Annotated in this window: 18 protein-coding genes; 5 read left to right on the top strand and 13 right to left on the bottom strand. The window is 58.6% G+C overall.

The window, feature by feature from the left end; all coding sequences use genetic code 11:
- Positions 1-166 precede the first annotated feature (166 nt).
- A complete protein-coding gene (locus tag BUC36_RS00940; RefSeq protein ID WP_073270549.1) occupies positions 167-2,542 on the top strand; it encodes an aminotransferase class III-fold pyridoxal phosphate-dependent enzyme in 2,376 nt (791 codons plus the stop codon).
- A gap of 356 nt (positions 2,543-2,898) precedes the next feature.
- On the top strand, positions 2,899-4,320 hold the full coding sequence (locus BUC36_RS00935; protein ID WP_073270547.1) for an APC family permease: 1,422 nt from the start codon (positions 2,899-2,901) through the stop codon (positions 4,318-4,320).
- A 365-nt stretch (positions 4,321-4,685) separates the two neighbouring features.
- On the opposite strand, the gene BUC36_RS00930 is transcribed toward BUC36_RS00935, so the two are convergent.
- The 9 genes from BUC36_RS00930 to BUC36_RS00895 form a co-directional block, all read right to left on the bottom strand.
- Entirely contained in the window at positions 4,686-5,822 is a 1,137-nt protein-coding gene (locus BUC36_RS00930; protein WP_327049680.1) for an aminotransferase class III-fold pyridoxal phosphate-dependent enzyme, read from the bottom strand.
- Entirely contained in the window at positions 5,798-6,067 is a 270-nt protein-coding gene (locus tag BUC36_RS19350; RefSeq protein WP_327049679.1) for a hypothetical protein, read from the bottom strand. Before BUC36_RS19350 ends, BUC36_RS00930 begins: the two co-directional genes overlap by 25 nt.
- Positions 6,068-6,130: 63 nt before the next feature.
- Complete coding sequence (locus tag BUC36_RS00925) at positions 6,131-7,588, bottom strand: NAD-dependent succinate-semialdehyde dehydrogenase (RefSeq protein ID WP_073270545.1); 1,458 nt, start codon at positions 7,586-7,588, stop codon at positions 6,131-6,133.
- Positions 7,588-8,823: a M20 family metallo-hydrolase gene (locus BUC36_RS00920; RefSeq protein WP_073270542.1), complete on the bottom strand. Its 1,236-nt coding sequence runs from the start codon at positions 8,821-8,823 to the stop codon at positions 7,588-7,590. Before BUC36_RS00920 ends, BUC36_RS00925 begins: the two co-directional genes overlap by 1 nt.
- Positions 8,824-8,919: 96 nt before the next feature.
- Positions 8,920-9,885 carry an agmatinase gene (speB, locus tag BUC36_RS00915; RefSeq protein WP_073270540.1) on the bottom strand — a complete coding sequence of 322 codons (966 nt, stop codon included), beginning with the start codon at positions 9,883-9,885 and terminating at the stop codon, positions 8,920-8,922.
- 580 nt (positions 9,886-10,465) lie between these two features.
- Positions 10,466-11,833, bottom strand: a complete 1,368-nt coding sequence (locus tag BUC36_RS00910) for an MATE family efflux transporter (RefSeq protein ID WP_159435959.1) — start codon at positions 11,831-11,833, stop codon at positions 10,466-10,468.
- 516 nt (positions 11,834-12,349) lie between these two features.
- The gene (locus tag BUC36_RS00905) at positions 12,350-13,720 is read right to left on the bottom strand and encodes an aminotransferase family protein (protein ID WP_073270536.1); all 1,371 of its coding nucleotides are present in this window, start codon (positions 13,718-13,720) and stop codon (positions 12,350-12,352) included.
- 114 nt (positions 13,721-13,834) lie between these two features.
- Complete coding sequence (locus tag BUC36_RS00900; RefSeq protein ID WP_073270534.1) at positions 13,835-14,623, bottom strand: SDR family NAD(P)-dependent oxidoreductase; 789 nt, start codon at positions 14,621-14,623, stop codon at positions 13,835-13,837.
- Positions 14,624-14,688: 65 nt separating this feature from the next.
- Positions 14,689-15,666, bottom strand: a complete 978-nt coding sequence (locus BUC36_RS00895) for an arginase family protein (protein WP_073274390.1) — start codon at positions 15,664-15,666, stop codon at positions 14,689-14,691.
- A gap of 151 nt (positions 15,667-15,817) precedes the next feature.
- On the opposite strand from BUC36_RS00895, the gene BUC36_RS00890 reads away from it, so the two are divergent.
- Positions 15,818-16,603, top strand: coding sequence for an IclR family transcriptional regulator (locus tag BUC36_RS00890; RefSeq protein WP_073270532.1), 786 nt, complete (start codon positions 15,818-15,820; stop codon positions 16,601-16,603).
- Between the two features lie 278 nt (positions 16,604-16,881).
- Positions 16,882-18,390 (top strand): aldehyde dehydrogenase family protein, encoded by a 1,509-nt coding sequence (locus BUC36_RS00885; RefSeq protein WP_073270530.1) that lies wholly within the window; start codon positions 16,882-16,884, stop codon positions 18,388-18,390.
- A gap of 376 nt (positions 18,391-18,766) precedes the next feature.
- Here BUC36_RS00885 and BUC36_RS00880 read toward each other — a convergent pair whose 3' ends face one another.
- Together BUC36_RS00880 and BUC36_RS00875 are read right to left on the bottom strand one after the other, a co-directional pair.
- A complete protein-coding gene (locus BUC36_RS00880) occupies positions 18,767-21,946 on the bottom strand; it encodes an efflux RND transporter permease subunit (protein ID WP_073270528.1) in 3,180 nt (1,059 codons plus the stop codon).
- A 12-nt stretch (positions 21,947-21,958) separates the two neighbouring features.
- A complete protein-coding gene (locus BUC36_RS00875; RefSeq protein WP_073270526.1) occupies positions 21,959-23,161 on the bottom strand; it encodes an efflux RND transporter periplasmic adaptor subunit in 1,203 nt (400 codons plus the stop codon).
- A gap of 316 nt (positions 23,162-23,477) precedes the next feature.
- On the opposite strand from BUC36_RS00875, the gene BUC36_RS00870 reads away from it, so the two are divergent.
- Positions 23,478-24,134 carry a TetR family transcriptional regulator gene (locus tag BUC36_RS00870; RefSeq protein ID WP_073270523.1) on the top strand — a complete coding sequence of 219 codons (657 nt, stop codon included), beginning with the start codon at positions 23,478-23,480 and terminating at the stop codon, positions 24,132-24,134.
- 17 nt (positions 24,135-24,151) lie between these two features.
- On the opposite strand, the gene BUC36_RS00865 is transcribed toward BUC36_RS00870, so the two are convergent.
- Both BUC36_RS00865 and BUC36_RS00860 read right to left on the bottom strand, forming a co-directional pair.
- Positions 24,152-25,858: a Na(+)/H(+) antiporter subunit D gene (locus tag BUC36_RS00865; RefSeq protein ID WP_073270521.1), complete on the bottom strand. Its 1,707-nt coding sequence runs from the start codon at positions 25,856-25,858 to the stop codon at positions 24,152-24,154.
- Positions 25,851-26,144 carry a hypothetical protein gene (locus tag BUC36_RS00860; RefSeq protein WP_073270519.1) on the bottom strand — a complete coding sequence of 98 codons (294 nt, stop codon included), beginning with the start codon at positions 26,142-26,144 and terminating at the stop codon, positions 25,851-25,853. The genes BUC36_RS00865 and BUC36_RS00860 overlap by 8 nt, the downstream gene beginning before the upstream one ends.
- Positions 26,145-26,146: the final 2 nt, after the last annotated feature.

Here is a 26,146-nt window from a genome sequence, read left to right as displayed (position 1 = left end):
AAACCGTGACCGATTACCCCAAATAGGGCATTAGCTCAACTTTACAGTTCCTGTAACTTTGACGTACGCTGATGTGAACTTTGAAAACAGCAGAGCTAACCGTCCGACTAACGGCAAATCAGCTCGCCCACTCGCCCGGAAAATTTGGTAACACTGAAGCCAGACTATGAGCAACAATCCCCCCATTAATCGCAACTTGCCGAAAATTGAACTCAATCAAGTCAAGGAATTGGTAAAAGATCTCTACGGTCTGGACGGCGATTACCGGGCGCTTAACAGCGAACGTGATCTTACCTGGCTCATCGGCAATGAGTCTGGTCCACAGGGAGTCATCAAGATTTCCAATAGCCTGGAGCCCGAAGGGGTCGTGGACCTGCAGGTCAAAGCGGTGGAACACATCCTGGAGCAGGACCCGGAACTCAATGTCCCGCCAGTCATCCCGACCAGGAACGGCAAGCCCTATGAGTGGATAACCTCTCATTTTAGCGGTGCCCGTCACATGATTCGCTTGATCAGCTTCATGGATGGCCGCACCGTGGAAGATACCCCTGAGGCCTACTGCGACGAATACTATTTCAATATCGGGACGTTACTGGGCCGTGTGGACAACGCTCTGCAAAGTTTTTTTCACCCCTATGCCGGCAGCAACGAACACCTGTGGGACATCGGTCGCTGCCTGCAGTTGCGCGCCATGCTGCCCGACCTGCCCGCCGGCGAGCTGCCCGATCTGCTGACCGGTATCTTTGATGAAGCCGAGCAAAGCACGCTCGGCCGCCTGAAGAAAACCCGTTGCCAGATCGTCCATCAGGATGGCCACGACGGCAACGTGATGGTGCGCCACGATGACCACACCCGGGTCGCGGCGCTGCTCGACTTCGGCGACATGGGCCACAACAGCATTCTTGCGGAAATCGTCGTTGCGGCCGAAGCCTACAGTGACGACGAGCAGGACCCGATCCGCCCGCTGATCAACGTGGCCCAGGGTTACGACACCACCAACCCGCTCACCGAACAGGAGGTGGACCTGCTGTTCGACGCCCTGCGCCTGCGCCTGGCCGTCGCCTCCACCATCTGCAACTACCGCGCCCTGCACGATCAGGAAGACGAGGTGCATGTGGCGGATCGCAACTACTCGCGCATGCTGCTGAAACTGGTGGACATGGGCCGCGAAACCGTTACCCGCCGCCTGCGCGAGGCGCTGCGCTTTCCGGTCTACAGCCCGATCGATACCGATGGCCCGGTGTTTGCCGACCACCAGGATGAGCTTGAGCAACGCCGGGAAAAATATCTCGGTAAGATCTGGCACTTCTACGACCGCCCACTGAACATCACCCGCGCGCAGGGCGGCTGGATGTACACCGCGGACGGCACCGCCTACCTCGATGCCTACAACAACGTGCCGCAAATGGGCCACAGCCACCCGCACATCGTTAAGGCCATTGCCCGCCAGGCCAAGGCGCTGAACACCAACACGCGCTACATGTGCGATATCGTCGCGGACTACGCCGAACGGCTGACCAAGGACCTGCCCGATCACCTGGACACCTGCATCTTCGTGAATTCCGGTTCCGAGGCCAATGACCTGGCAGTGCAGATCGCCCAGTCGCTGAGCGGCAACCGGGGCGGACTCGTCATCGAAAACGCCTACCACGGCTGTACCGAGCTCACGACCAGGTACTCGCCCGAATCCTGGCAGCACCTGCCCGAGGCACAGCACCCGGAGCAGATCGAGTGCCTGATCGAGCCCGACACTTACAACGGCCCTTACGCCGGCGACCCGGAGGCGGCAAGTAAGTACGCCGCCGACGCCGACCGCGCGATTGCCGCCCTGGCCGAGCGCGGCCACAAGCCTGCCAGCTTTATGGTCGACACTGCCATGTGTGCACACGGGCTGATCACGCCACCCGGTGAGTATTTCAACCTGGTCGCAGAGAAGACCCGCGCTGCCGGCGGATTCGTGATTGCGGACGAAGTGCAGCCCGGCCTCGGCCGCATGGGAACTTTCTGGGGCTTTATGGCCACCGGCATGAAAGCGGAGAACGTCGACTTCATCACCATGGGCAAACCCGTGGCGAATGCCCACCCGCTGGGGGTGATCATTTTATCCAGCAAGATCATGAAGGAGTTCCTCGGCGGTACCCATCCGCTGCTGTTCAGCACGTTCGGCGGCAACACCGTCGCCTGTGCTGCGGGTATGGCAGTTCTCGACGTCATTGAGCGGGAAAACCTGCTGCAGAAATCCAACGAAATCGGCGACTACTTCCGCGCCGAGCTGCGCCGCCTGGCCGACCAACACCCGCTGATCGGCGATGTGCGCGGGCGCGGCATGCTCGTTGGCCTGGAGTTTGTCACCGATCGCGAGGCTCGCTCACCGGCGGTAGAAGAAACCGAACAGGTTATCCGCGAGATGCTGAAGCGCAGAGTAATGATCGGTAAAGGTACGCCCGGCATTCTGAAGCTGCGCCCCTCGTTGGCCTGGGGTAAAGAGGAAGTGGACTTCTTCATCCATGCATTGGATCAGAGTCTGACGGCCATTCGGTAAGGAACTGCTGGACTCAAGAAAGCCGAATCGCTGCGCTTTTCCGGCGATAGCGAGGTTGAAATCGGCACGCAGTGTCGATTCTTCCGGCTATGACCGGATTTCGGAATAGGAAGCTACTAGTTGGCGACTCGCCGCTAACCCAGACTAGCGGTTTGACGGAAAGAATTTTCTGTGCGACCGGGAATGACACAGCCAAGTCCACGAGGGTCTAGCCCAATGCCAGAAAATATCGAAACGGAAAGACAATAATTATGCATCGTCCGCTTGTGCTGTTGGTTTGCCTGCACCGATAAAACATCGGTACTTGCCCACGTTCAGCACAATTTACACAGGCCCTTATTCGGGGATTTAAAAAAATGACACATAATAAAAAAGACAGTCTACCCAAGACGCTCGGCATGCGGGATCTTGTCCTGTTCACGGTGTCTGCCATCGTGCTACTGGAGACGCTGGGATCGGCGGCCTCCATGGGGCCATCCGCCATTTTCTTCTGGGTGTTTTTCGGAATTACCTTCCTGATCCCTATCGCCCTGATCACCGCCGAGGTGGGCACCGCCCTGCCGGAAGAAGGTGGGATCTATGTATGGATACGTCGAGTGTTTGGCAACCGCTGGGCAGCGAGAGCTGTCTGGGCTTACTGGGTGAATACCGCCATCTGGCTGCCGTCCCTGTATGTCATGCTCAACGGCTTTGTCGCGCGCCTGTTTAATATTGAACTGAGTATCGGCCAGCAGATCACCATCGGCCTCACGCTTTGCTGGCTGACGGTTTTACTGGATGTCATTGGCCTTAAAATCGGCAAGTGGGTACCGAATGTCGGGGCCATCCTGAAGATGGTGCTGTTCACCATATTGATTTTTGGCGGTCTGCAATATGGGATGAATCACGAACTCGCCAATGAGTTCACGCTGGAGCAGATGACGCCTTCCTGGGACGAGGGGCTCAAATATCTGCCGGTAGTGATGTACGGCATGCTCGGTTTCGAATTGGTATCCGGCGCCGGTGGCGAAATTCGCAATCCCCAGCGCAATATACCCCGCGCGGTGTTCCTGTCCGCCTTCTGCGTATTGCTTATGTATATTCTTGCCACCGCCGGCATCCTCGTTGTCATTCCGGCCGGCGAGGTGGACATCGTTGAGGGCCTGATCGATACCCTCACCCTGTTCCTGGCCGATATTCCCGGTGGCGAAACGATTGTTATGGCCCTGGGCCTCGCAGCGATCTTCACCTTTTTCTCTAACGGCGCCACCTGGACAATGGGCTGTAACCGCACTGCGGGCCAAGCCGGCAAAGAGGGCGAGCTACCCAGCCTGTTTGGCTGGACCCATCCCAAGCATGGCGGCCCGGTAGGCGCCGCGGTGGCGATGGGAATTGTGTGTTCCACCGCCCTGCTGCTCTATGGTCAAGTGGCGCAAAGCAGCGCAGATCTGTTCTGGTCACTGATGTCATTCAGCGCAGTAATCTTTATGCTGCCGTATATCGGTCTGGCCCTTGCATTCCTGAAAATGCGCCGTGTTGAAAAACACCTGAAGCGTCCCTTCAAGATTCCCGGTGGCCAGCCAGTGGCCTACGTGCTGACCGTTATCACCATTGCCATCCTCAGCTTGACCGCATTCCTGTTTTCCTACGTTCCCGGTGAGGGTCCACAGTGGTCGGTCATCATCGGCGTAGTAGTCGCCCTGGCCATCGGCGAGGTGGTGATTCTGATCAGCGAGGCGGAGAAACGCATAAAACGTGCCCGTTCGCACCAGAAAATGGCTGTCGCTACCGAAAAATAGATTCATCGTGTGGATCGACAAGTGTCGCCGGGCGGGCCTATCACTGACCGCCCAATGCGCCGCGGACACCTGAGCGCGGCTCATTGATCTCGGCCTGACTATTCGCTGATCGGGACATGCCGAACAGCGCTGTGGCTCGCGCCTGACCGCCCTACACCTCACAAAGGTTATCGATTGCCTGCAACGGCGATAGTTACAGAATGGCCGGGGCGGAGATGGAAAATTCTGCGTGGGAAATGGCATTCACACCGAATTGTCAGGGCGTGAATGCCGGCCTCTTCGGTGTACTCGACAACGAGGACCTAGCTGTTATCCGCAGGCTCCTCGCCGCACACAAAGCAGCCGCGGGGCTGCATCACGACGATCTATGCGGGTAATGCTTCCTGCGCGCGATCCCTGTCGATCAGGCCCTCGGCCGTCAGTTCAGCGAAAGACTTATCCAGGGCATCGCCGAATTTACCGACGATGTCATCGATCTGTTCGTCGGTAACAATCATCGGCGGACAGAAAGCCAGCGCAGAGCCACCGGTATTGCGCAACAGCAAGCCATTGTCTTGCGCGTGCTTGAGCACCCGGTTGGCACCCGCACCGCCTGCAAACTCGGCTCGGGTTTCCTTGTTCGCCACCACCTCGACGGCGGCGATCAGGCCCTTGCCGCGCACTTCACCCACCAGGGGGTGATCGGCAAACTTGGCCAGTTCCGCCTGCAGTTTCACACCGCGATCGGCGGCATTTTGATAGATTCCGTCGCGCTCGTAAATTTCCAGCGTTTTCAAACCAACGGCACAGGCGGTGGAGTGACCGGAGTAGGTGTAACCGTGCCCGAAGATACCCACCTGGCCACATTGCTCCAGCATCGCTGCGTGGATATCACCCCGCACAGCGACGGCAGACAGCGGGAAGTAGGCGGAAGTGAGCTGCTTGGCGGTGGTCATCAGGTCGGGCTCCGGCGCGCCCATCGTAGTGCAGCCGAACACGTTGCCGGTACGACCAAAACCGGTGATGACTTCGTCAGACCAGAACCAGATGTCATATTGTTTCAGCAGCGCAGTCAGTTTTGGGTAGTAACTTTCCGGGGCTACGATCACGCCGGAAGCGCCGGTGATAGGTTCGGCGATAAAGGCCGCAATCGTTTCGGGCCCCTCAGACAGGATCTGTGCTTCCAAATCGGCCAGGATACGATCGACAAACTGGTCTTCGGTTTCGCTGCCCTGCTGCCCGCGGTAATAGTGCGGTGCGTGGGTGCGCAGGATTCCCAGTGCGTCGACGGGCAGACCGAAGTGCTTCTGGTTGGCGGGCAAGCCGGTCAGCGAGGCTGCGGCAACGGTGATACCGTGGTAGGAGCGCTCGCGCGCGATGATCTTGCGGCGCTGGGGCTGACCGGTGGCATCGGCATAGTAGTTGATCAGCTTGACCAGGGTGTCGTTACCATCGGAGCCGGAGTTGCCGAAGAAGACACTGGCATTGTTCACCGGCATCAGTTCGTGCAGTTTTTCCGCCAACTCAACCGCCGGGCGGTGGAACTTGCCGGCAAAAGATGGCTGAAGGAGGCCTGCTTCATCGCGCGCGCCGCAGTTTCCACCAGTTCCTCGTTGCCGTAGCCGAGACCGGTGCACCACAGACCGGACAGCCCTTCGATGTACTGCTTGCCATTGCTGTCAACTACGTAGATACCTTCGCCACCAACGATTTCCAGCTGCTCGATGGCATTGAGATTGGTGGAGGGATAAATCAGATGTGAGGTCATAATCTATTTCTCGGAGTTTGCCTGCCATCCGCAGATCGCAGGCGATGTTCAAACTGGGCAGGATTACTGATCCAAACCGCCCATACAGATAAATTTCATTTCGGTGAATTCTTCCAGGCCATACCTGGAACCTTCGCGCCCTATCCCGCTCTGCTTCATGCCGCCGAAGGGGATGATATCTGCGGTGATCACGGTTTCGTTGACGCCCACCATGCCGAAGTCGAGCGCCTCGGATACGCGCCAGGCACGCGCCAGGTCACGGGTGTAGAAGTAAGCCGCCAGACCGTATTCGGTATCGTTACCGCGCTGGATCGCTTCCTCTTCGGTCTTGAACTTGTAGATCGCAGCCACCGGCCCAAAGATTTCCTCTTTGAACACGCGCATGGAATCGTCCACATTGGTCAGGATCGTCGGCTGGTAGAAGTTGGGACCCTGCTCGCCGCGCTTGCCCCCGAGCACCACCTTGGCCCCTTTGGCAATCGCATCCTGGACTTTCTCTTCGATGCTCAGCACAGATCGCTCGTGAATTTGCGGGCCGTGGGTATTGGACTCGTCAATGCAGTTGCCCACCCTGTAGTCCTGGACGATTTCCTTCAGGCGGGCAACGAACTTATCGTAGATGCCTTCCTGCACGAAGATACGCTGGGCACATACACATACCTGACCGGCGTTGCGGAACTTGGACAGCGCCGCGTTTTGCGCCGCCGCTTCCAGGTCGGCGTCGTCAAACACGATAAAGGGTGCATTGCCCCCCAGCTCCAGGGTCAGCTTCTTGACCGTACCGGCACACTGGGCGGCCAGCATCTTGCCCACGGCGGTGGAGCCGGTGAAGGTCAGTTTCTTCACGGTTTCGCTGGCCGTCAGCACATCGCCGATATCTGCCGGATTGTCGGCGACGACCACACTCACCAGACCGGCCGGAATACCCGCGCGGCGGCCCAGTTCAATCATCGCCAGGGCAGATAGCGGCGTTTCCTCCGACGGTTTCAGCACCACACCACAGCCGGCGGCCAGGGCCGGACAGATCTTGCGGGTAATCAGGCTGGGGAAGTTCCACGGAATCATGGCCGCCACAACGCCCACGGGCTGACGCACGATCAGGCCGCGCCGGTCCGTCTGCGGCATGGCGAGGGTATCGCCGTAATTGCGCCGAGCCTCTTCCGCGAACCACTCGGCATAGGACGCGGAGTAAGCGACTTCGCCGCGGGACTCGGCCAGGGACTTGCCCTGCTCGGCAGTCAGGATGGTAGCCAGGTCTTCCTGGTTTTCCATAATGAGGTCGTACCAGTTGCGCAGCAACACCGCACGCTCTTTGGCGGAAGTTTTCTGCCACGCTTTCATGGCCCTGTCGGCCGCCTCAATCGCCTGCTCGGTTTCTGCCGAACCCACCGTTTCAACCGTAGCCAGCAGTTTGCCGGTCGCGGGATTGAATACCTCCAACTGACCACTGCCGCTTACCCATTCACCGCCAACGAAGCACTGGGTTTTCAGCAATGTGGGATCGTTCAAATTCAACGTCATTAGAGTTCACCTCCATAATTGGCCGCTTTCACCATGGCATTCGCCAGTACGGTCGCACCGGCAGCCAGGTCTACCGGCTTGGCATCTTCGGCCGGGTTGTGGCTGATGCCGTCTTTACAGGGCACAAAGATCATCGTCGCCGGGTAGCGCTGGGCGATGTTGACGCAGTCGTGGCCGGCACCGGTGTACATCTCACGCCAGGGCAAACCGGTTTCGATGGTGGCTTCGCGCACCCAGTTCACCAGGGTTTCATTGAAAGGTACGTAGTCGATGGTCGTGTGTAGCTCAATATTCAGTTCGACGCGCATTTGGTCGGCAATCTTCGCCAGCGATTCGCGCATTTCGATATCCATTTTTTCCAGTACTGCGGGATCGGGATTGCGCAGGTCACCGGTGAAACGCACTTCTCCGGGCACCGTGTTGCGGGAGTTGGGATACACCTCGAAGTGGCCGCAGGTGGAGCGGGCGTTGTCGTAGGCGCGACCGATACGATCGAATTCCAGCACCATGCGGCTGACGGCCACCATGGCGTCTTTGCGACTCGCCATGGGCGTCGGGCCGGCGTGGGCTTCCTGGCCGACCACTTTCAGGTTGTACCAGTACTGTTTCTGGGCGCAGTTCACCACACCCAGAACTTCACCGTTTTCTTCCAGTACCGGTCCCTGCTCGATATGGGCCTCGAAGTAGCATTTCACCGGATAGGAATTTACTTCCATGTCCCCCAGGTAGCCCATATTCTGCAACCCCTGGCGAATGGTCAGGCCATCGGACTCCTGCAGGTCCAGGGTTTCCTCCAGATCGTTCATGCCCAGCCACACCGCCGAGCCGATCATCGGCAGGAACAACTCGCCCTCTTCGTTGGTCCACACGGCGACTTCGATCGGGTTTTCCGTCTCGATATTGTTGTCGTTTAACGTGCGCACCACTTCCAGGCCGGCCAGTACGCCGTAGATACCGTCGAAGCGACCACCGGAGGTCTGCGTATCCAGGTGCGAGCCGGTAACCACGGCGGCACCGTCCGGGTTCCTGCCGGGGCGGCGGGCAAAGATATTGCCGAACTTGTCCACGCGCACGGTACAGCCGGCCTCCTCACACCAACGTACAAACAGGTCGCGGGCCTGTTTGTTTTCCCGCGAAAACTCCAGCCGACAGACACCACCTTCCGCAGTCGCGCCGAACTGGTTGATATCTTCAATACTTTGCCAAAGGCGTTCTTGGTTGACTTGTAACAGCATTTACTTTTCCCGATAGGACATTGTGGCCCGCCGGCTCACGGCAGTGACCCAGCGACAAGCAGCGGCCGGGTGCTGTCCGACCGTCGGTTTAATGGATTACAGCCTGCCGTACTTCTGCAGGGAGTCTGCGGTGATGCAGAGGATTTCAAAGGCCAGGTTGGCGATACCGACACCGGTAATGCCCGTCGGATCCAGCGCCGGCGCGTACTCGCAGATATCGGCGCCGACAATTTCCTTACCTTGCAGCGCACGCAGGATCACCTGCATATCCCGCGGGATAATGCCGCCCAGCTCGGGCACGCCGGTACCGGGCATATAGGCCGGATCCAGGCCGTCGATATCGATGGATATATAGATGGGGCCGTCGCCCAGGGTCGTTACGATTTTCTCGATCGCCGCCTTGCGGCCCATCTCTTCGTAATCGTCCATGGTGATAACGGTGTAGCCGGACTCGAGGCTGTAAGTGAAGTCTTCAGGCTCAAAGCGGGAGCCGCGCATGCCGATCTGAATGACGCGCTCGGGGTCAAGAATCCCCTCTTCCATGGCGCGACGCATAAAGGTGGCGTGGTTGATCTTGTCACCACAGATGGTATCCAGCACGTCGGCGTGGGCGTCCACATGCAGAATGCCCATCTTGCCGTATTTCTTCTTCAGTGCGCGCAGGATCGGCAGCGGAATGGTGTGATCACCGCCAATGGCGATCGGCGTGATACCTTTTTCCATCAGGCCGTCGAAGTAGGCTTCGATCTGGTCGATGGATTTTTCTTTGTTCATCGGATTAATCAGGCAATCGCCGATATCACAGATATTGGCGATGTCGAACGGCGCAATACCGGAAGTCGGGTGGCAGCGACGAATCAGGCGGGAGGCCTCACGCACTGCAGCCGGGCCGGAACGCTGGCCAGCGCGATAATTCACCGCCAGATCAAAAGGCACACCACAGAGGCCGATATCGACTTCCTCGGTCGCTTCCAGACGTTTGGTGCGCAACAGGGTAGCGATGTCGGAGAAGCGGGGAACGATTGCCGGATCTGTAGGATCGTACTTGGGATTTTTAGCCACGACTCAACCTCATTCAATAGCAGCGGCTTTGCGCCACACGCGGATCTAATCTCAATTTTCACAAATTGGCGATTGCTATTATCTAGCCCTCTGCCTGACTGCAATCTAAATACACAGTAGGTTCAGTGCAATATGAACTCCGGCAAACACCTTTCTATCCGACATATACTTGCGATATTTGAGAATTAAATTGCCAATAAACGGTGGCACCCAACCCGGCCGTGAACCATTGCGGGCGCGGCAACCACCCGCGAGCCTCCTCGCGGCCGGCAACATGCCGCAGCCCATTTCAAGGCCGCAGAAAAAGGCCTGCGTACCCGGCCGCAAAATCAGAAGAAGATAAAAAAGAGAAGCAACAAGGCGAGAGCGAAAACCGTCGTTTCAGCCTGTTCTTTGACAAGCGGAAAGCTCGACCAGGAAATCAAAAATATTCACAGTCGCGCGCCATCAATAGCGCCCATTCGCAGACAAGAGATAACCTGGCCCGTTATCGAGAACGATGTACCGCGGTGGCGGAAAGCCCATGCCGGTATCGACATATGACCGGGAATTCTGGCCAGGCCGGAGAAATCGGCAACATCTATGCCGACAAATTTATTGCCTGCACGATTTTTGTCGGGCGATTAACGCGGAAATAGTAGATGGCGATCAAAAAGCACAGCACTTCCGCGATCGGCAACGCCAGGAATATACCCTTGTCACCGAACCATAGCGGCAGCGACAGCACCAATACCACCGGGAACAGCAAAGTTCTGACAAAAGAAATAATAAACGACTCCAGGGGTCTATGCATCGCCGTTTGATAGGCAGTAGCAACCACATTAATGCCCAAAAACAGAAAGGCCGGCCAAAGAAAACCGATGAAGTCCTGGGTCAATTGCACCAGTGTGTGCTCATCGGCGGCCACAAACAGGGTGATAATGGCGCGCGGAAACAGGAACAGACTCAATATAATCAATAAACCAATTGCCAATGCCGAAGTAACACTCAGTTTGGCGAACTGGTAGATACGCTCCGGCTGGCGCGCCCCAAGGTTTTTGCTCAAGACCGGCCGAATGGAATCACTGATGCCAAAGGCCGCCATCAGGCCCAGCAGCAATACGTAATTGATAATGGTAAAAGCAGTGACGCCCTGAGCGCCGATAGTCGCCATAATGGCCCAGTTAAATATCACCGTGGTTACCGAATAGGAAGCTTCGCTGCCCAGCTCGGAAACACCGTTAATACTCGCTTTTTTGCAGTACGGCCAGATCTGTTGGGGCCGCGTGAAGGTTAAACTGCGTTTGGGCGAGCGGATATAGACCAGTAGCGCCAGCCACATAGGCAGCGCGGCGAGCCCGGTAGCCACCGCCGCACCGGTCATTCCCATATCGAGCTTGTCCACAAGCAGCCAGTTCAGGGCCACATTACTCGCGGCGGTCAATACCATGGCAGCGGATGCCAAGCGAGGGTGATTATCCGTCTGCAGCAGCATCATGAACGCGGGGCCCATGCAGATGAACGGTACAAACAACAGGAATGTACTGAGATACTCGCTCGCCAAGGTGGTGATGAGTGGGTGCCCCTGTATACCGAGAACAAAAAGCAACTCGGGCATAAACACCAGTGACGGAACCACGACAAGCAGAATCAACAGCACAATGCCTATCAGTGCCGCAGAGTAAGATTCACTGGCGAGCTGCAACTTTCCCTCGCCGATATACTTCCCAGCAATCACCGAGGCCCCGGTATCCAACATAAAAACCAGGCCGTATATCAATAACATAACGGGGCTGACAAAGTTGATTGCCGCCAGCGCTTCGGCACCCACAAAATTGCCAACAAACAAACCGTCGATCAGGGTCGCAGAAGTCGTGCACAACATCCCCATGGTGACCGGGATGCTGTAGTGGAAAAACACTTTACTAACTGGACCCGTAATGGGATCCCGGTTTTTCTCCGCAGTCATTGAAGCACTCTTTTCTTGGCGACAAGCAAACATCTACACGATTTCTTCATTGCGCAACTCAACCGCCCAGTGGTTATTGCAGAACATTCCAGTCGCGACCTCTTGAGTTGTCGCAATAGAGCGAGATCCGGTCCAAACCTCGACCCGCCGCATATTGACTGGATGGGCTGACAACGTCATATCCTGTAAACACCGGCTGGTGTTTTGATTGGCTCGATTGGGGCGCGGCGGCTCGTGCGCCCCCCTCATCCATTCCAATGACCCTCGCAACGTACAGTAGCTGTAACTTTGAATCAAGAGCACGTTATGGTTACCGATCGCTGTTCAGGCAGGCTGCGCGGGATTGGCGCTACAGCTGACGAAGGGGTGCATCGATAAGTCGGCATACGGAAGCCGGTATCGGGTCACCCCCTGGCTCAGAGCCCAGAAGGGAAGCGAGAGACTGCCATCAGTTATTCGGGAACACCTTGCAAACTACACTCGGTCACGGTCCTGAATATAGAGACAGCCCGGCTGTCACTGACTGCCCATATGCGCCACTGCAGCCGTCTCGAAATCGCCCAGCACCGCATCCAGCCGCTCGATAAGGTCGTCGCACTCGGCTTCGGTGATGGTCAGCGGGGGCGCGACCATAAACCAGTCGCCGTGTTTGCCGTTGGCGGTGCGACGGGAGTAGATAATCAGGCCGTGCTGCAGACCGATGATGCGGATGTGCTCGGTGGGCGGAAAGCTGGCCGGGTAGCCTTGCTTGGTTTTGCGATCGGCGACCAGCTCGACCGCCATCAGCAGTCCCTTGCCGCGGATATCACCGATGCAGGCGTGCTTCTCTGCCAGCAGTTCCAGTTTGCCACGTAGGTAGTCACCGCGGAGTCCGGCCTTGGCGACCAACCCCTGCTCTTCCAGCACTTCCAGTACTGCAACGCCGGTCGCACAGGTGATCGGATTCGCGTTGTAGGTGTGGGAGAAGTTGAAGCCAGTCAGGCCCGCCAGTTCATCGACCATGTCGCCGGGCATCAGCACCGCACCCAGTGGCGCATAACCGGCGGCCAGACCTTTGGCCAGAACCACCAGATCGCCCTTGGCCTTTGGCCAGTGGCTGGAAGCCAGGAACTTACCGGAACGGCCGGCACCACACAGGATCTCATCGTAAACCAGGTAGATACCGTGCCGGTCGCAGATCTCGCGCACACGGTTGGCGTAATCCTCACTCAGCATTTGCGCACCGGTGGCGAGGCCGCCAATCGGCTCAATCACAAACGCGAGAACATTGTCGGCACCCAGTTCCTGAATTTTCGCCTCCAGCGCATCGGCGCATTCCATGCGATAACTTTCGCGGCTGTGGCCTTCGGGTACACGGTACTGGAAAGGCGCCGGGATACGCTCGGACTTCATGGCGAAGCCGTCGATAAAGGGATCCAGGGCATCGTCACCGGTGATAGCCAGGGTGGCGATGGTGCCGCCGTGATAGGAAGGCGACAGCGTAATAATCTTGCGCTTCTGCAACTGGCCTTTCGCTACCACATATTGACGCAGGAACTTCAGCGCAATTTCCATGGCCTCGGAACCGCCGGAGGCCAGCGCAACACGCTGGTAGCCACCACCGGCGAGCTCGGCAATTTTTCTGGTCAAGTCGATATTCGGCTGGTGGCGGGAAACCCTTGAATAGGCGAAGTCCATCGTCACGGCCTGATCGTACATGGCCCTGGCCACTTTCTCGTTGCCGTGGCCGATATTGCTGACCACAGGGCCGGAGGACACATCGATATAACGGTTGCCCTGATCGTCTTCCATCCAGATACCTTCGGTCTTGACGATCAACGGCAGGGGCACGAAGTTGCTCTTCGAGTAAAAGAGATCCTGCGGACCACCCAAGTTAATTTCACTCATGCTGGCTTACCTCACAAATTTCAACAACCGGAGCCGTCAGCCTGGACAGTGCCGACGTATTTCCAAAAAAATTACCAACGCTCGCCCGGCCTGCATCGGAGCGTAAAATGAAAGTCAGGGCTCAAAATTCGGCGCGTTGACCGTCAGATGGTTGCCACCATCAATACCCAATAACTCACCGGTAATCGGTGCACGGGTGGTCAGCAGGAAATGCGCGGTCTCGGCCACCTCCTCCGCCTCGGTCATGCGCCCGAGCGGTGTCATCTCATTGATGTGCTTCTGGAAACGCTCGTAGGTCGCATCATCCATGCCGCCTTTGACCCAGCGCGTATTCACGAATCCCGGGCATAGTGCATTGACACGAATCTCCGGAGCCAGGGCCCGCGCCAGGGCCAGCGTCATATTGTTGATCGCGGCCTTGGAGGCGGCGTAGGCGATCGAACTGCCAAGCCCACTGAAGCCCGCCTGAGAGGAAATATTCAGCACCGAACCGCAATCAGATTTTCTCAGTGCCGGCACGCAGGCGCGGGTCATCTGATAGGTGCCAACCACGTTGACGCCCATGACTCGCTGGAAGTCCTGCGCTTCCAGGCCATCCAGATCGGCTGCGGGGCAGAACCGGGTAACGCCGGCATTGTTGACCAACCCATCGATACGGCCCCATTTGTCCTCGGCCTCTGCTGCCAACCTGCGACAATCGGCATCTATGGCGATGTCCGCCTGCACCAGCAGTACCTCGGCGCCCCTGCCCTGTAACTCTTCAGCGGTTTGCCGGGCGGCATCGATGGAGCGGGTATAGTTGACGACCAGATTCCAACCGCTATCGGCCAGCTTGTGCGCGATGGCGGCACCGACTCCGGTGCCAGACCCAGTCACGATAGCAATGGGGCGAAGATGATTCATGCCGCCTCCCCTTCCAATGCATTTCAGATAGATGGCCGGAAATCCGGCCCCTCACCAGATGAGGGTTAAATACGCCCCTTCTTGCGCGCGATGTTTTCTGCAGCCAGACAGGTGATTTCGAAAATCAGGTTGGCGGCGTTCAACTGGGTCATACCGGTCGGGTCGCGGTGCGGCATCACCTCACACACATCGCCACCGATCACATCCAGCTGGCGGATGTTGCGCAGGATCATCTGCATGTCGCGCATCATGATGCCGCCGGGCTCTGGTGCGCCGGTGCCGGGGCAGCAGATTGGATCCAGGCCGTCTACGTCAATGGTGATGTAACAGGGATTGTCACCAATGGCCCGCTTGATCCGATCGATCACCCCGGCACGGCCCATCTCTTCATATTCGTCCATGGTGATAACGTTGTAGCCGAGGTCGTAAGAGCCCTGAATGTCGTCTTCGGCAAAGCGGGTACCGCGCAGGCCGATCTGGATGCTCTTGGTGGGGTCGATAAGCCCCTCCTCTACCGCACGGCGGAAAGGCGTGGCGTTACAGATTTTTTCATCACCGAGGGTGTCCAGGGTGTCCGCGTGGGCATCGATGTGCAGTACGGAAATGCCGCCGTCAATGTAACCGCCCTTCTTCATGCCGCGCAGGATCGGCAGGGGAATCGTGTGGTCGCCACCGGCACAGATAGGCACAATGCCCTTGCCGGTAAACTCGGCGACGAACCTCTCGATATCCTCCAGTGCCTGAGACTGGATCATCATGTTCATTTCCGGGTCGCCGATGTCAGCGATGTTGGCCAGCTTGTACGGATTGATGGCGGTGGTGGGGTTTACCTTGCGGATGTAGCGGGACGCCTCACGGATGGCGGCAGGCCCCATGCGGACACCGTTACGGGCACCCAGACCCAGGTCAAACGGGCAACCCCACAGGCCGATTTCCAGCTCATCGTACTGCTCCGGGCCGGCCAGTACGTTGCGCATCATGGTGGCCACCTGCGATTCACGGCTAAAGCGCGACGAATCGATGGGCTGGTTAAACTCTGACATCAGCTCACCCTCAACAAATTCCTGAATATTGATAACACTATAAACGTGCAATAGACTGCAGATCTCGCCAGTAAAGATATAATTTTACCTGTTGCAGGCAATCCTTATCCAACTTGCCGCGGACACACCTTTCAATAATTGAGAATACTATATGAGCGGTAGTGACAAGCCCTTCAGCCGAATGCTGCGGATTATGGATGTGGTTTCCGCCCACCCGTCCGGCGCCACCATGGCGGAAATGGTGGAACAATTGGATATCCCCATTTCTTCGATTTACCGGCTGGTAAAAAACCTGGTGGATGAGGAATACCTGCAGGGCGGCGGCCGCCATAGTCGCTATCGCCTGGGGCGCCGCTTCCTGCGCCAGTACCACAGCTCGGTCGCCACTCGGAACCTGGTTGAACTGGTCAGACCCACGCTGCGCCACCTGTGCGATCAGTTTGATGAAGTGGTCTATTTCAACACGCTGGCGGGCCTGTCCATCCGCCCGATCTGTGCCGAATTTCCGCGCTCGGAAAAGGCGCGCACCGTTATCATGCCGGGCGATTTTTTCCCGGTACACGCCTCCGCCTCGGGCAAAGTGCTTTGCGCCTACCAGGAACCGGCCGTACAAAAGGAAATGCTAGGTTCCGATGAGCTCGAGCAATTTCGTCCCAACACTATTACCGACAGAAAGGCGCTAAAGGAAGAATTCGACAGAGTTAAAAAACAGGGCTATGCAGTGATCGACGATGAACTCGATGAGAATGTGTTCGCCATGGGTGTGCCGATTCATTCCGACACTGCCGGCGTCATCTACAGCCTTGCCGTGGTGTGTTTTAAAGAGCGCTTGCTGTCCCGCTTAACAATCCCGGAGGTTGCGCGCCTGTTGCGCCAGGGTGCCAGTGAAATCAATCAGACGCTGTCAAGTAACCCTTTGAGCTATCGTTTCGAATGATTTTCTGCGCTATATTCTCGCAGCGAAAACTCCGGACTTGATGGAGAACAACGAGTTGGCGAATACACCCACAAAGGGACAGATCGCCAAGGGAAAAACCGGTAAAAATGCCACAAGAAGATTCTTCGGTTAGTTTTTCTAAATATCAATTGCAAAAAAACTAACCGGCCCGACGAACTCCTCAGCAAGAACCTGCGGGATATTGTCACGGAAAAACTACGATACCGTTGTGAAGACAACCGAATTAAAAAGCTAAAAACTCCTGGGAGGTGTAATCGATGAACGAAATATTGCAGGCAACGCTGGACAAGTATCAGGTCACGGATAAAACGCGGGAGTTTATTGAAACCGGCCACCAGAAAATGTTCATCAGCGGCGAGTTTGTCGATGCGGAAAATGGAGCCACGTCAATCGTCGAGGACCCCTCCAACGGCGCACCGGTAATCACTGTCCCCTCGGCGACAACCGGTGATGTCGACCGCGCGGTGGATGCGGCCAAGCTTGCTTTTCGCACTGGCCGCTGGGCAGAAATGAAACCCATCGAGCGCCAGCACCTGCTGTTGAAGCTGGCTGACGCCATGGAAGAGCACGCGCAGACGCTGGCCGAACTGGAATCCATCGACGCAGGCAAGGCCATCAACGGATGTATGCCCGTGGATATTCAGGGATCCATCGATTTTCTGCGCTATATGGCCGGCTGGGCGACCAAGATTGAAGGCAATACCCGCGACATCTCCTGGCCCGGGGACAGCTTCGGCTTCACACTGAAAGAGCCCGTCGGTGTTGTCGGCGCAATCGTGCCGTGGAACTGGCCGCTGAACATGTCCATGTGGAAGCTCGCTGCACCGCTGACCGTCGGCTGTACCGTGGTGCTGAAGCCGGCCGAAATCACACCGATGAGCATGCTCTACCTGATGAAGATCTGGAAGGATGCCGGACTACCGGACGGTGTGGTCAATGTCGTCACCGGCAAGGGTTCCGTCGTCGGCAATCATCTGGCGGGCCACCCCGGCATCAACAAAATCAGCTTCACCGGCTCTACGCCGGTGGGCAAGCTCGTCGGCAAGGCCGCGCTGGAAAACATGACCCACCTGACCCTGGAGCTGGGTGGCAAGTCAGCGATGGTGGCGTTTGAAGACGCGAATATCGACGACATCGTCGCCGGCACCCAGCAGTCGGTATTCTTCAATTCCGGCCAGGTCTGCTCGGCGGGTTCCCGCCTCTATGTCCACAGGGACATTTACGAGGATACCCTGAAAGCCCTGACAAACGCCCTGCAAGAGACGGTAATCGGCGACCCGCTGGATCCGGCCACTACCCAGGGGCCACAGATTTCCAAGGGCCAGCTTGATTCTGTTCTGAATTACATCCAGATCGGTCAAGAGGAAGGTGCGCGCCTCGTTTACGGCGGCAAGGCGGTGGATCGGGAAGGCTACTTCGTCGAACCGACCCTGTTTGCCGACTGCACCAACACCATGCGTATCGTGCAGGAAGAAATTTTCGGTCCGGTGCTGGTGGTAATACCGTTCGAGACCGAAGAGGAAGCGATTCGCCTGGCCAACGACAACATCTATGGCCTGGCAGGCTCGGTATTCACCAAGGATCTCAGCCGGGCCATGCGCGTGGTCAGGGCGCTGGAAGCGGGATCAATATCCGTCAACACCCACGATGCCATCGATGTGGCCCTGCCCTTCGGCGGCTACAAGCAATCGGGTATCGGCAAGGACATGGGCAAGGAACAACTGGAATACTTCCTCGAAACCAAATCGGTGATTATGCAGCTCTAAGCCCTGGCTATCCGGACAGCGCCTGGCAACCGGGCCTGTCCTCCCGGCAGGAAATTGAATCACGCCCTGCCCGCCTGAAGTGAACGGCGACCACAGTTTTCACTGTCACCTGATACCATAAAAAACAACGCCTGCATTTGCCGGCGTTCAGACTGTTGATAAACCCCGCATTCCGTTCTGAGCTGGTGCGGTGGCGGCCAAGTACTAGGACGAGCATTTCGAAACGCTGTGAATACCTCCCTGTACGCTCCGGCGGCGACGTCCTGTCGCCGACGGTTCGAAATACTCGTCCTAGCACTTCGCCTTAAATTTTGACTGCGTAACTTTGTCAGCAACCTGAACGCCGGCATTTTCCGGCGTTGTTTTTTTGCGTTGGTTACAGTGCTTCCGCAGCTTCGGTCTCTCGTCGGACGTCCTTTGCCTCCACGGCCGTCGTCGCATCTGCTTGCTGACGCCTTTTACTGCCAAACAGCTTCTGCACCACGACAAAGAACAGCGGAATAAAGAAGATCCCCAGCAGAGTACCTACCAGCATGCCGCCGAGCACCCCGGTGCCGATGGCCCGCTGGGCGCCGGAGCCGGCGCCGGAGGCAATCGCCAGCGGCAATACGCCGAGACCAAACGCCAGTGAGGTCATCAGGATCGGCCGCAGGCGATCGCGCACGGCGCGCATGGTGGCATCGATCAGCTCCATGCCGCTCTCCAGGTTCTGCTTGGCGAACTCGACAATCAGAATCGCGTTCTTGCTGGTCAGGCCCACAGTAGTGAGCATGGCCACCTGGAAGTAGATATCCCGTTCCATGCCGCGCATCGTGTTCGCCAGCACCGCGCCGAGAATACCCAGCGGCGCCATCAGCAGTACCGCGGTCGGCACCGTCCAGCTCTCATACAGTGCGGCCAGACACAGGAACACAATCAGCAGCGACAGCGTATACAGCAGCGGTGTCTGTGCGCCGGCCGCGCGCTCTTGATACGACAGACCGCTCCACTCCATGCCGATACCGGCGGGCAGCTGTGCCACCAGCTTTTCCACTTCCGCCATGGCCTCACCGGAACTGATGCCCGGCGCGGCCTCGCCATTGACCTGCATCGCCGGCACGCCGTTGTAGCGCTCCAGCCGCGGCGAGCCGTATTCCCAGCCGAAGCTGGCGAAGGAGGACAGCGGCACCATTTCGCCCTTGCCGTTGCGCACCGACCAGCGCTGGAAGTCTTCCGGCACCATGCGGAAAGGCGCATCGGACTGCATGTAGACGCGCTTGATACGGCCGCGATCGATAAAGTCATCGATATAGGAACCACCCCAGGCCGCGCTCAGGGTCGCGTTGATATCGGCAATCGACAGGCCCAGCGAAGTGGCCTTGGCGGTATCGATATTCACGCGGAATTGCGGCGTGTCTTCCTGGCCGTTGGGGCGCACGTTGGCCAACAACGGGCTCTGCCCGGCCATGCCGAGGAACTGGTTGCGCGCCGCGGTCAGCGCTTCGTGGCCGAGGTTGGCATTGTCTTTCACGTAGAAGTTGAAACCGCCTGAAGTGCCCAGCTCCGGCAGTGCCGGCGGCGAGAAGGCGTAGGCGATCGCATCCTTGATCTGCATCAGCGCCCCCATGCCGCGCATGGCGACAGGGCCAGCGCCCTCGGACGCCTCTTCGCGCTCGCCCCAGTCCTTCAGCTTGATAAAGGCGATGCCGTTGTTCTGGCCGCTGCCGGCAAAGCTGAAGCCCTGCACCGAGAATACCGATTCCACGGTGTCCTGCTCATTGTTCAGGAAATGGTCCTCGACCTTGTAGATAGATTCCATGGTGCGCTCCTGGGTCGCACCAACCGGAGCCTGGATCATCGAGAACAGCACACCCTGGTCTTCCTGCGGCAGGAAGGAGCTGGGCAGGCGTACAAACAACAGCGCCATCACCAGCGACAGGCCGACAAAGACCGCCATAAAACGGCCACCGCGGGCGAGAATGCCACGCACACCGCCCTGATACTTGTTGCTGCCGCGCTCGAAGTTGCGGTTAAACCAGCCGAAGAATCCCTTCTGGCCGTGGTGTTCGCCTTTCTTCAGCGGCTTCAGAAGCGTCGCGCACAGCGCCGGGGTCAGTACGATTGCCACCAGTACCGACAGCGCCATGGCGGCGACAATCGTGGCGGAGAACTGCCGGTAAATAACCCCGGTGGCACCGCTCATAAACGCCATCGGCACGAAGACCGCCGACAGCACCACGCCGATTCCGACCAGCGCGCCGGTAATCTGCTTCATGGATTTTTTTGTGGCTTCCTTCGGCGACAGGCCCTCTTCGCTCATGACCCGCTCGACGTTCTCCACCACGACGATGGCGTCGTCCACCAACAGGCCGATCGCGAGCACCATCGCAAACATCGTCAGCATGTTGATGGAGAAACCGAGCGCGGCCAGCACGCCAAAGGTGCCGAGCAGCACCACCGGCACGGCAATCGTCGGGATCAGCGTCGCGCGGAAGTTCTGCAGGAACAGGTACATCACCAGGAATACCAGGATCACCGCCTCGACCAGGGTCTGGATTACCCCCTTGATCGACACCTCGACAAACGGCGTGGTATCGAAGGGCACAACCGCCTTCAGGCCCACCGGGAAGAACTCCTCAAGCTCCTTCAGCTTCGCCTTCACCGCGGCCGCGGTTTCCAGCGCGTTGGCACCGGTGGCCAGACTGATGGCAATACCGGTGGCCGGCTGGCGGTTGTAGCGGGAAATAAACTCGTAATTTTCCGCACCCAACTCTACTCGGGCTATATCACCGAGACGCAGCACCGAGCCGTCTTCGTTGGCGCGGATGACGATGTCGCGAAACTGCTCCGGCGTCTGCAGGCGCTCCTGCGAGGTGATGGCCGCATTGAGCTGCTGGCCCGGCACCGCCGGCGCACCGCCGAGACTGCCGACCGCCACCTGCGCGTTTTGCGCGCGCACCGCCGCGGTCACATCGCTCGGCGTCAGCTTGTAGGTTTCCAGCTTGTTCGGATCGAGCCAGATACGCATCGCGTATTTGGAACCGAATACCTGCAGGCTGCCGACGCCGGGCACGCGGCTGATCGGGTCCACCAGCGTCGAATTGATGTAATCGGCAATGTCGTTGCGGCTCATGCTGCCGTCTTCGGACACGAAGCCGGCCACCATCAGGAAGCCGCTGCGGGACTTGCTGACGTTCACACCCTGGCGCTGTACCTCCTGCGGCAGCAGCGGCATCGCCAGCTGCAGCTTGTTCTGTACCTGCACCTGCGCGGTATCCGGATCGGTACCGTTCTCGAAAGTGAGGCTGATCGAGGCGCTGCCGGTCGACTCGCTGGTGGCAGACATATACAGCAGGCCGTCCAGGCCCTTCATGCTCTGCTCGATGATCTGCGTCACCGAATCCTCCACCACCTTGGCGGACGCACCGGGATAGTTGGCGGAGATATTTACCGCCGGCGGCGCAATATTCGGATAGCGCTCCACCGCCAGCTGGGTGATCGCCATACCACCACCGAGCATGGTGATGATCGCCAGCACCCAGGCAAAAATCGGGCGGTTGATAAAGAAACTTGCCATTGCCGAACTCCCTTACGACTCGTGCGCGGCAGGCGCTTTTACTTCTGCGGCTTCTGCTTTGCTGGCCGCGTTTTCACCAGTTACCGGTACCGGTTCGGCTTCCGCTTCGGCCGCCTGTACCGGCGCGCCCGGGCGTATTTTTTGCAGGCCGGCGATCACGACCCGATCCCCGGCCTGGAGACCCTCTTCGACCAGCCACTTGCTGCCGATGGTGCGGCTCACCTGCACCGAGCGCTGGGCCACGACGCCCTCATCGGTCACCACCATTGCCGAGGTGCTGCCTTTGGGATCGCGGGCAATGCCCTGCTGTGGCACCAGAATCGCATTTTCGCGGATACCGCGACCGATCTCCGCGCGTACATACATGCCCGGCAGTAGCATATTGTCCGGATTCGGCACCACTACGCGCAGCAGCACGCTGCCCGTGGTCGGATCGACGCTGGCCTCGGCAAATTCCAGTTTGCCCCGACGCTCATAGACAGTGCCGTCCTCCAGCAGAATGGTGACCGGCAGATCGCCGGTCTGCTCGAGGGTGCCGGCATCCAATGCCTTGCGCAGCCGCAGGATTTCGGCGGTAGATTGCGTCAGGTCGACATAGATCGGATCAAGCTGCTGCACCGTGGCCAGCGCGGAAGACTGGTTCGCGGTCACCAGCGCACCCTGAGTCACGGCCGACTTGCCGATACGACCGCCGATCGGCGCCGTGATGCGGGCATAGTCCAGCTGAATCTGCGCGCGCTGCAGCGCGGCCCGGGCCGCGGCGACATCCGCGCGTGCCTGCTGCAGACCCGCCTGGGCGGTGTCGTTTTCCTGCTTGCTGACCGCCCCTGTCTTGACCAGATCTGCGGTGCGGGCGGCATTCAGGCGCGCCACATTTGCGGCGGCCTCGGCCCTTTGCAGGCTGGCCTTGGCACTGTCGACATCGGCACGGTAGGTGGCGTCGTCCAGCTGATACAGCGGCTGGTTGGCATCGACCAGGCCGCCCTCACGGAACAGTTGCTGCTTCACAATACCGTTCACCTGCGGCCGGACCTCGGCCACCTTGTAGGGCGCGGTGCGACCGGGCAGTTCCCGGGTCAATGTCACCGGCTCGGTCTTCAGCGTGACCACCGTGACCTGTGGCGCCATCTGTTGCGGCGCCGCGGACTTTTCGCCACAGGCGGTGAGCAGCGCAGATGCGATAAACAGACTGACGAGCGCTTTCTTGTTCAGCATTACTACCTCGATAACGGCGCGCCTTCCGGGCGCTGCCGCAAAAATAGGATCAATTGTGCGATCAGACAGGTTAGTCCTGTCGAAGCGTGGCATTTTATGTTCATGCACGAATGCATATCAAGTATTCATTCATGCATGAATATGAATTAAACTGCCGGCCAGCCCGGGCACCGGGGTGGCATCGCGAAGACCGGCCGCCTCTAAGTGGTCGCCATTAACCGCAGCAAATCGACACAGATCAATCGAACTGCGTTCAATTGCACGCCATGTGGGCTCAAATGAAATTTGTGACTTTTTAACGGCAGTACCCCGATCCATGGCCAAACGCAGAAAAGAGGAAGCCCAGGAAACGCGCGAGCGCATCCTCGACGCCGCCATCACCGTCTTCCACAAGCACGGTGTCGCCCGCCCTTCCCTCACCGAAGTTGCCGAACTCGCCGGCGTCACTCGCGGTGCCGTCTACGGCCATTTCCGCAACAAGGCGGACCTGCTCAACACATTGGCAGAGCGCATCAAACTGCCCGGTGAAAAGCTGTGTGAATCCGCCGGCGAAGAGCTGAAGAGGGATCCGCTGGGCTTGTTGCGCACGCGCTGGCTGTGGCTGTTCGAGGAAGTCGCCTGCAACCGCGAGTGGCAGCTGATCCTGGAAATCATCTTTCATCGCTGCGAGCTGGTCACCGAGAGCGGTGAGATTCAGCAGCGCATGATGCAGGGGCGAGCGGAAGGTATTGAGCGGATGCGCGAGTTGGTCTGCGCCGCCGTAGCGCAGGGGCAGCTGCCCGCGGATCTCAACATCGGCGTGGCGGTGCCGATGCTGCACGGCTCACTGATCGGTTTACTGCAGGAATGGCTGCTCGATCCGCAAGTCGGTGACCTGGCGGAACTGGGCGAACGCTATATCGATTCGCTGATCGATATGGTGCGCTTCTCTGCGACCTTGCGGCACGAATACAGCGCGGTCGCGCTCCATTGATACTCGGCTTTCCGAGACTAACGGCTGAAACCAAGCAATAGATATACGCCCAGTACCAGCACGACGCCTGCCACCATACTGCCGGTCAACCAGCTGCGCGCCATGACCCCGTCCGGCTTATAGTGGCTGGTCATTGCTGTTAACAGCCGCTCGATCATACGCAACGCGCTCTTGCGCAGCCTCTCATCCAGGCGGAAAACGCCCGTGACAAAGCCGCGTGCGGCTGTCGGCAGCAATCGCCGGTAGAGCCACTCGGCATCCAGGTTGACCGAGGGCAACTCCGGCGGGTAGAGCCGCCGCAGATTCAGCCAGACGAACGCCAGCGCCGAGAAGAACAGCAGCTGCAGCTGCGTCAGTACGTGGGTGATGTCATAGGGCGAATACGCCATCTCAAATGGCAGCAGGCGGTACAGTGCCTGCGGGTATATCCCCACGGCCAGACACAGCGCTGCGGCGATACTCATGGCCACCAGCATATTGGTCGGCGGCTCCTTAGCGCGAAGACCAGAATCGTGAGCGAAGAAGGCGAAGTAAGGGATCTTGATGCCCGCGTGATGGAATACACCGGCCGAGGCAAACAGCAGGATCAGCCACACCCAGTCGTGGCCGTTTTTGATCGCCGCGCTCATGATCATCGACTTGCTGACGAAACCGCTGAACAGCGGGAAGGCGGAGATCGAGGCGGCGCCGATAATGCACAGCACGGTGGTCTTCGGCATCGTCTTGTAGAGGCCGCCCAGCTCTGAACCGTTGATGCGCCCGGTCATCTGCAGCACCGCGCCCATGGACATAAACAGCAGCCCCTTGAAGATCACGTCGTTGAACGCGTGCGCCACGGCACCGTTGATCGCCAGCGAGGTGCCGATACCAATCCCCACCACCATAAATCCGAGCTGGTTGATCAGGCTGTAGGCCAGCACGCGGCGCAGGTCGTTTTCGATCACCGCATAGAAGATCGGGAAACAGGCCATGGTCGCGCCGATGTAGACCAGTAACTCGGTACCCGGATAGGCGCGCGCCAGCGCGTAAACGGCGACCTTGGTGGTGAACGCGCTCAGGAATACGGTGCCGGTGGGTGTCGATTCCGGGTAGGCGTCGGTCAGCCAGTTGTGGAAGAACGGGAAGGCGCACTTGATACCGAAGGCGAGGAAGATCATCCACTGCCCCATCGAAGCCTGGGCGCCCTGCCCCAGCCCAATGTGTCCGAACTCCAGCGAACCCTGCGTCTGCGCGTAAAAGATAATACCGCCCAGTAACAACAATCCGGACAATATCTGCAGCGTGAAATAGCGCAGCCCCGCCAAATAGGCGCGGCCGGTGCGACGCGCCCAGACCAGAAATACCGACGTCAAGGCCAGCAGTTCCCAGAAGATGAACAGCGTCAGCAGGTCGCCGGCAAAGACTGCGCCCAGCGCGCTGCCGGCATACAGCAGGCTCGCGACCTGCTGCATCGTGTCGCGCAGGTGCAGCGAGTAGATAATGGCAATCAGTGCGGCGATATGGAACAGATAACCGAACAGCAGGCTCAGGCGGTCGGCGCGGAACAGCAGCAGATCAAAATCCAGCACCGAATAGGCGCCGAAACTTCCGGGGCCGAGCAGCCACAGATTCGCGAGCCCCAGCACCGGCACGGCGATCATCAACAGCGCTCGCGGCCAGCCGCGCACAAACAAAGCGATCAGCGCCGCGACAAAGAACGGAATAAACGGCGCCACTTCAAACATCGCCGCGGCCTCCCTGCGAATCACTATCTACGAGTTCGGCCCGGTCGTAGTAGTCCTCGGGGCGCATCAGGAATCTGCGCATCCACTTGGCGACGATAACCAGCAGGACGCAGCCGACGAAGCCGTACAGCGGATAGAACGCCGGCAACCCCTCCCAGCGGAACTCGGTATGGCGGTGCACGACAAAATCCAGCGCCACCAGCAGCGCGCAGATACCGTAGAAAATTCGCAACAACCGGCGGACGTTGTCCGGCTTATCAAAAAAATCCGATTTATCGCCACTCATAC

Source organism: Microbulbifer donghaiensis (genome assembly GCF_900129095.1).
Classification (GTDB): Bacteria; Pseudomonadota; Gammaproteobacteria; order Pseudomonadales; family Cellvibrionaceae; genus Microbulbifer; species Microbulbifer donghaiensis.
Note: the sequence above shows the minus strand (reverse complement) of the source record. Positions and strands in the feature narration are given on the sequence as shown.

Bases quoted from the DNA above. Each gene is read 5' to 3' on its own strand.
- BUC36_RS00925 (WP_073270545.1), bottom strand. From the start codon at position 7,588: ATGACGTTGAATTTGAACGATCCCACATTGCTGAAAACCCAGTGCTTC.
- BUC36_RS00880 (WP_073270528.1), bottom strand. From the start codon at position 21,946: ATGGCAAGTTTCTTTATCAACCGCCCGATTTTTGCCTGGGTGCTGGCG.
- BUC36_RS00875 (WP_073270526.1), bottom strand. From the start codon at position 23,161: ATGCTGAACAAGAAAGCGCTCGTCAGTCTGTTTATCGCATCTGCGCTG.
- BUC36_RS00865 (WP_073270521.1), bottom strand. From the start codon at position 25,858: ATGTTTGAAGTGGCGCCGTTTATTCCGTTCTTTGTCGCGGCGCTGATC.
- BUC36_RS00935 (WP_073270547.1), top strand. From the start codon at position 2,899: ATGACACATAATAAAAAAGACAGTCTACCCAAGACGCTCGGCATGCGG.
- BUC36_RS00895 (WP_073274390.1), bottom strand. From the start codon at position 15,666: ATGTCAGAGTTTAACCAGCCCATCGATTCGTCGCGCTTTAGCCGTGAA.
- BUC36_RS00870 (WP_073270523.1), top strand. From the start codon at position 23,478: ATGGCCAAACGCAGAAAAGAGGAAGCCCAGGAAACGCGCGAGCGCATC.
- BUC36_RS00860 (WP_073270519.1), bottom strand. From the start codon at position 26,144: ATGAGTGGCGATAAATCGGATTTTTTTGATAAGCCGGACAACGTCCGC.
- BUC36_RS00910 (WP_159435959.1), bottom strand. From the start codon at position 11,833: ATGACTGCGGAGAAAAACCGGGATCCCATTACGGGTCCAGTTAGTAAA.
- BUC36_RS00890 (WP_073270532.1), top strand. From the start codon at position 15,818: ATGAGCGGTAGTGACAAGCCCTTCAGCCGAATGCTGCGGATTATGGAT.
- BUC36_RS00920 (WP_073270542.1), bottom strand. From the start codon at position 8,823: ATGCTGTTACAAGTCAACCAAGAACGCCTTTGGCAAAGTATTGAAGAT.
- BUC36_RS00905 (WP_073270536.1), bottom strand. From the start codon at position 13,720: ATGAGTGAAATTAACTTGGGTGGTCCGCAGGATCTCTTTTACTCGAAG.
- BUC36_RS19350 (WP_327049679.1), bottom strand. From the start codon at position 6,067: ATGACCTCACATCTGATTTATCCCTCCACCAATCTCAATGCCATCGAG.
- BUC36_RS00900 (WP_073270534.1), bottom strand. From the start codon at position 14,623: ATGAATCATCTTCGCCCCATTGCTATCGTGACTGGGTCTGGCACCGGA.
- BUC36_RS00940 (WP_073270549.1), top strand. From the start codon at position 167: ATGAGCAACAATCCCCCCATTAATCGCAACTTGCCGAAAATTGAACTC.
- BUC36_RS00885 (WP_073270530.1), top strand. From the start codon at position 16,882: ATGAACGAAATATTGCAGGCAACGCTGGACAAGTATCAGGTCACGGAT.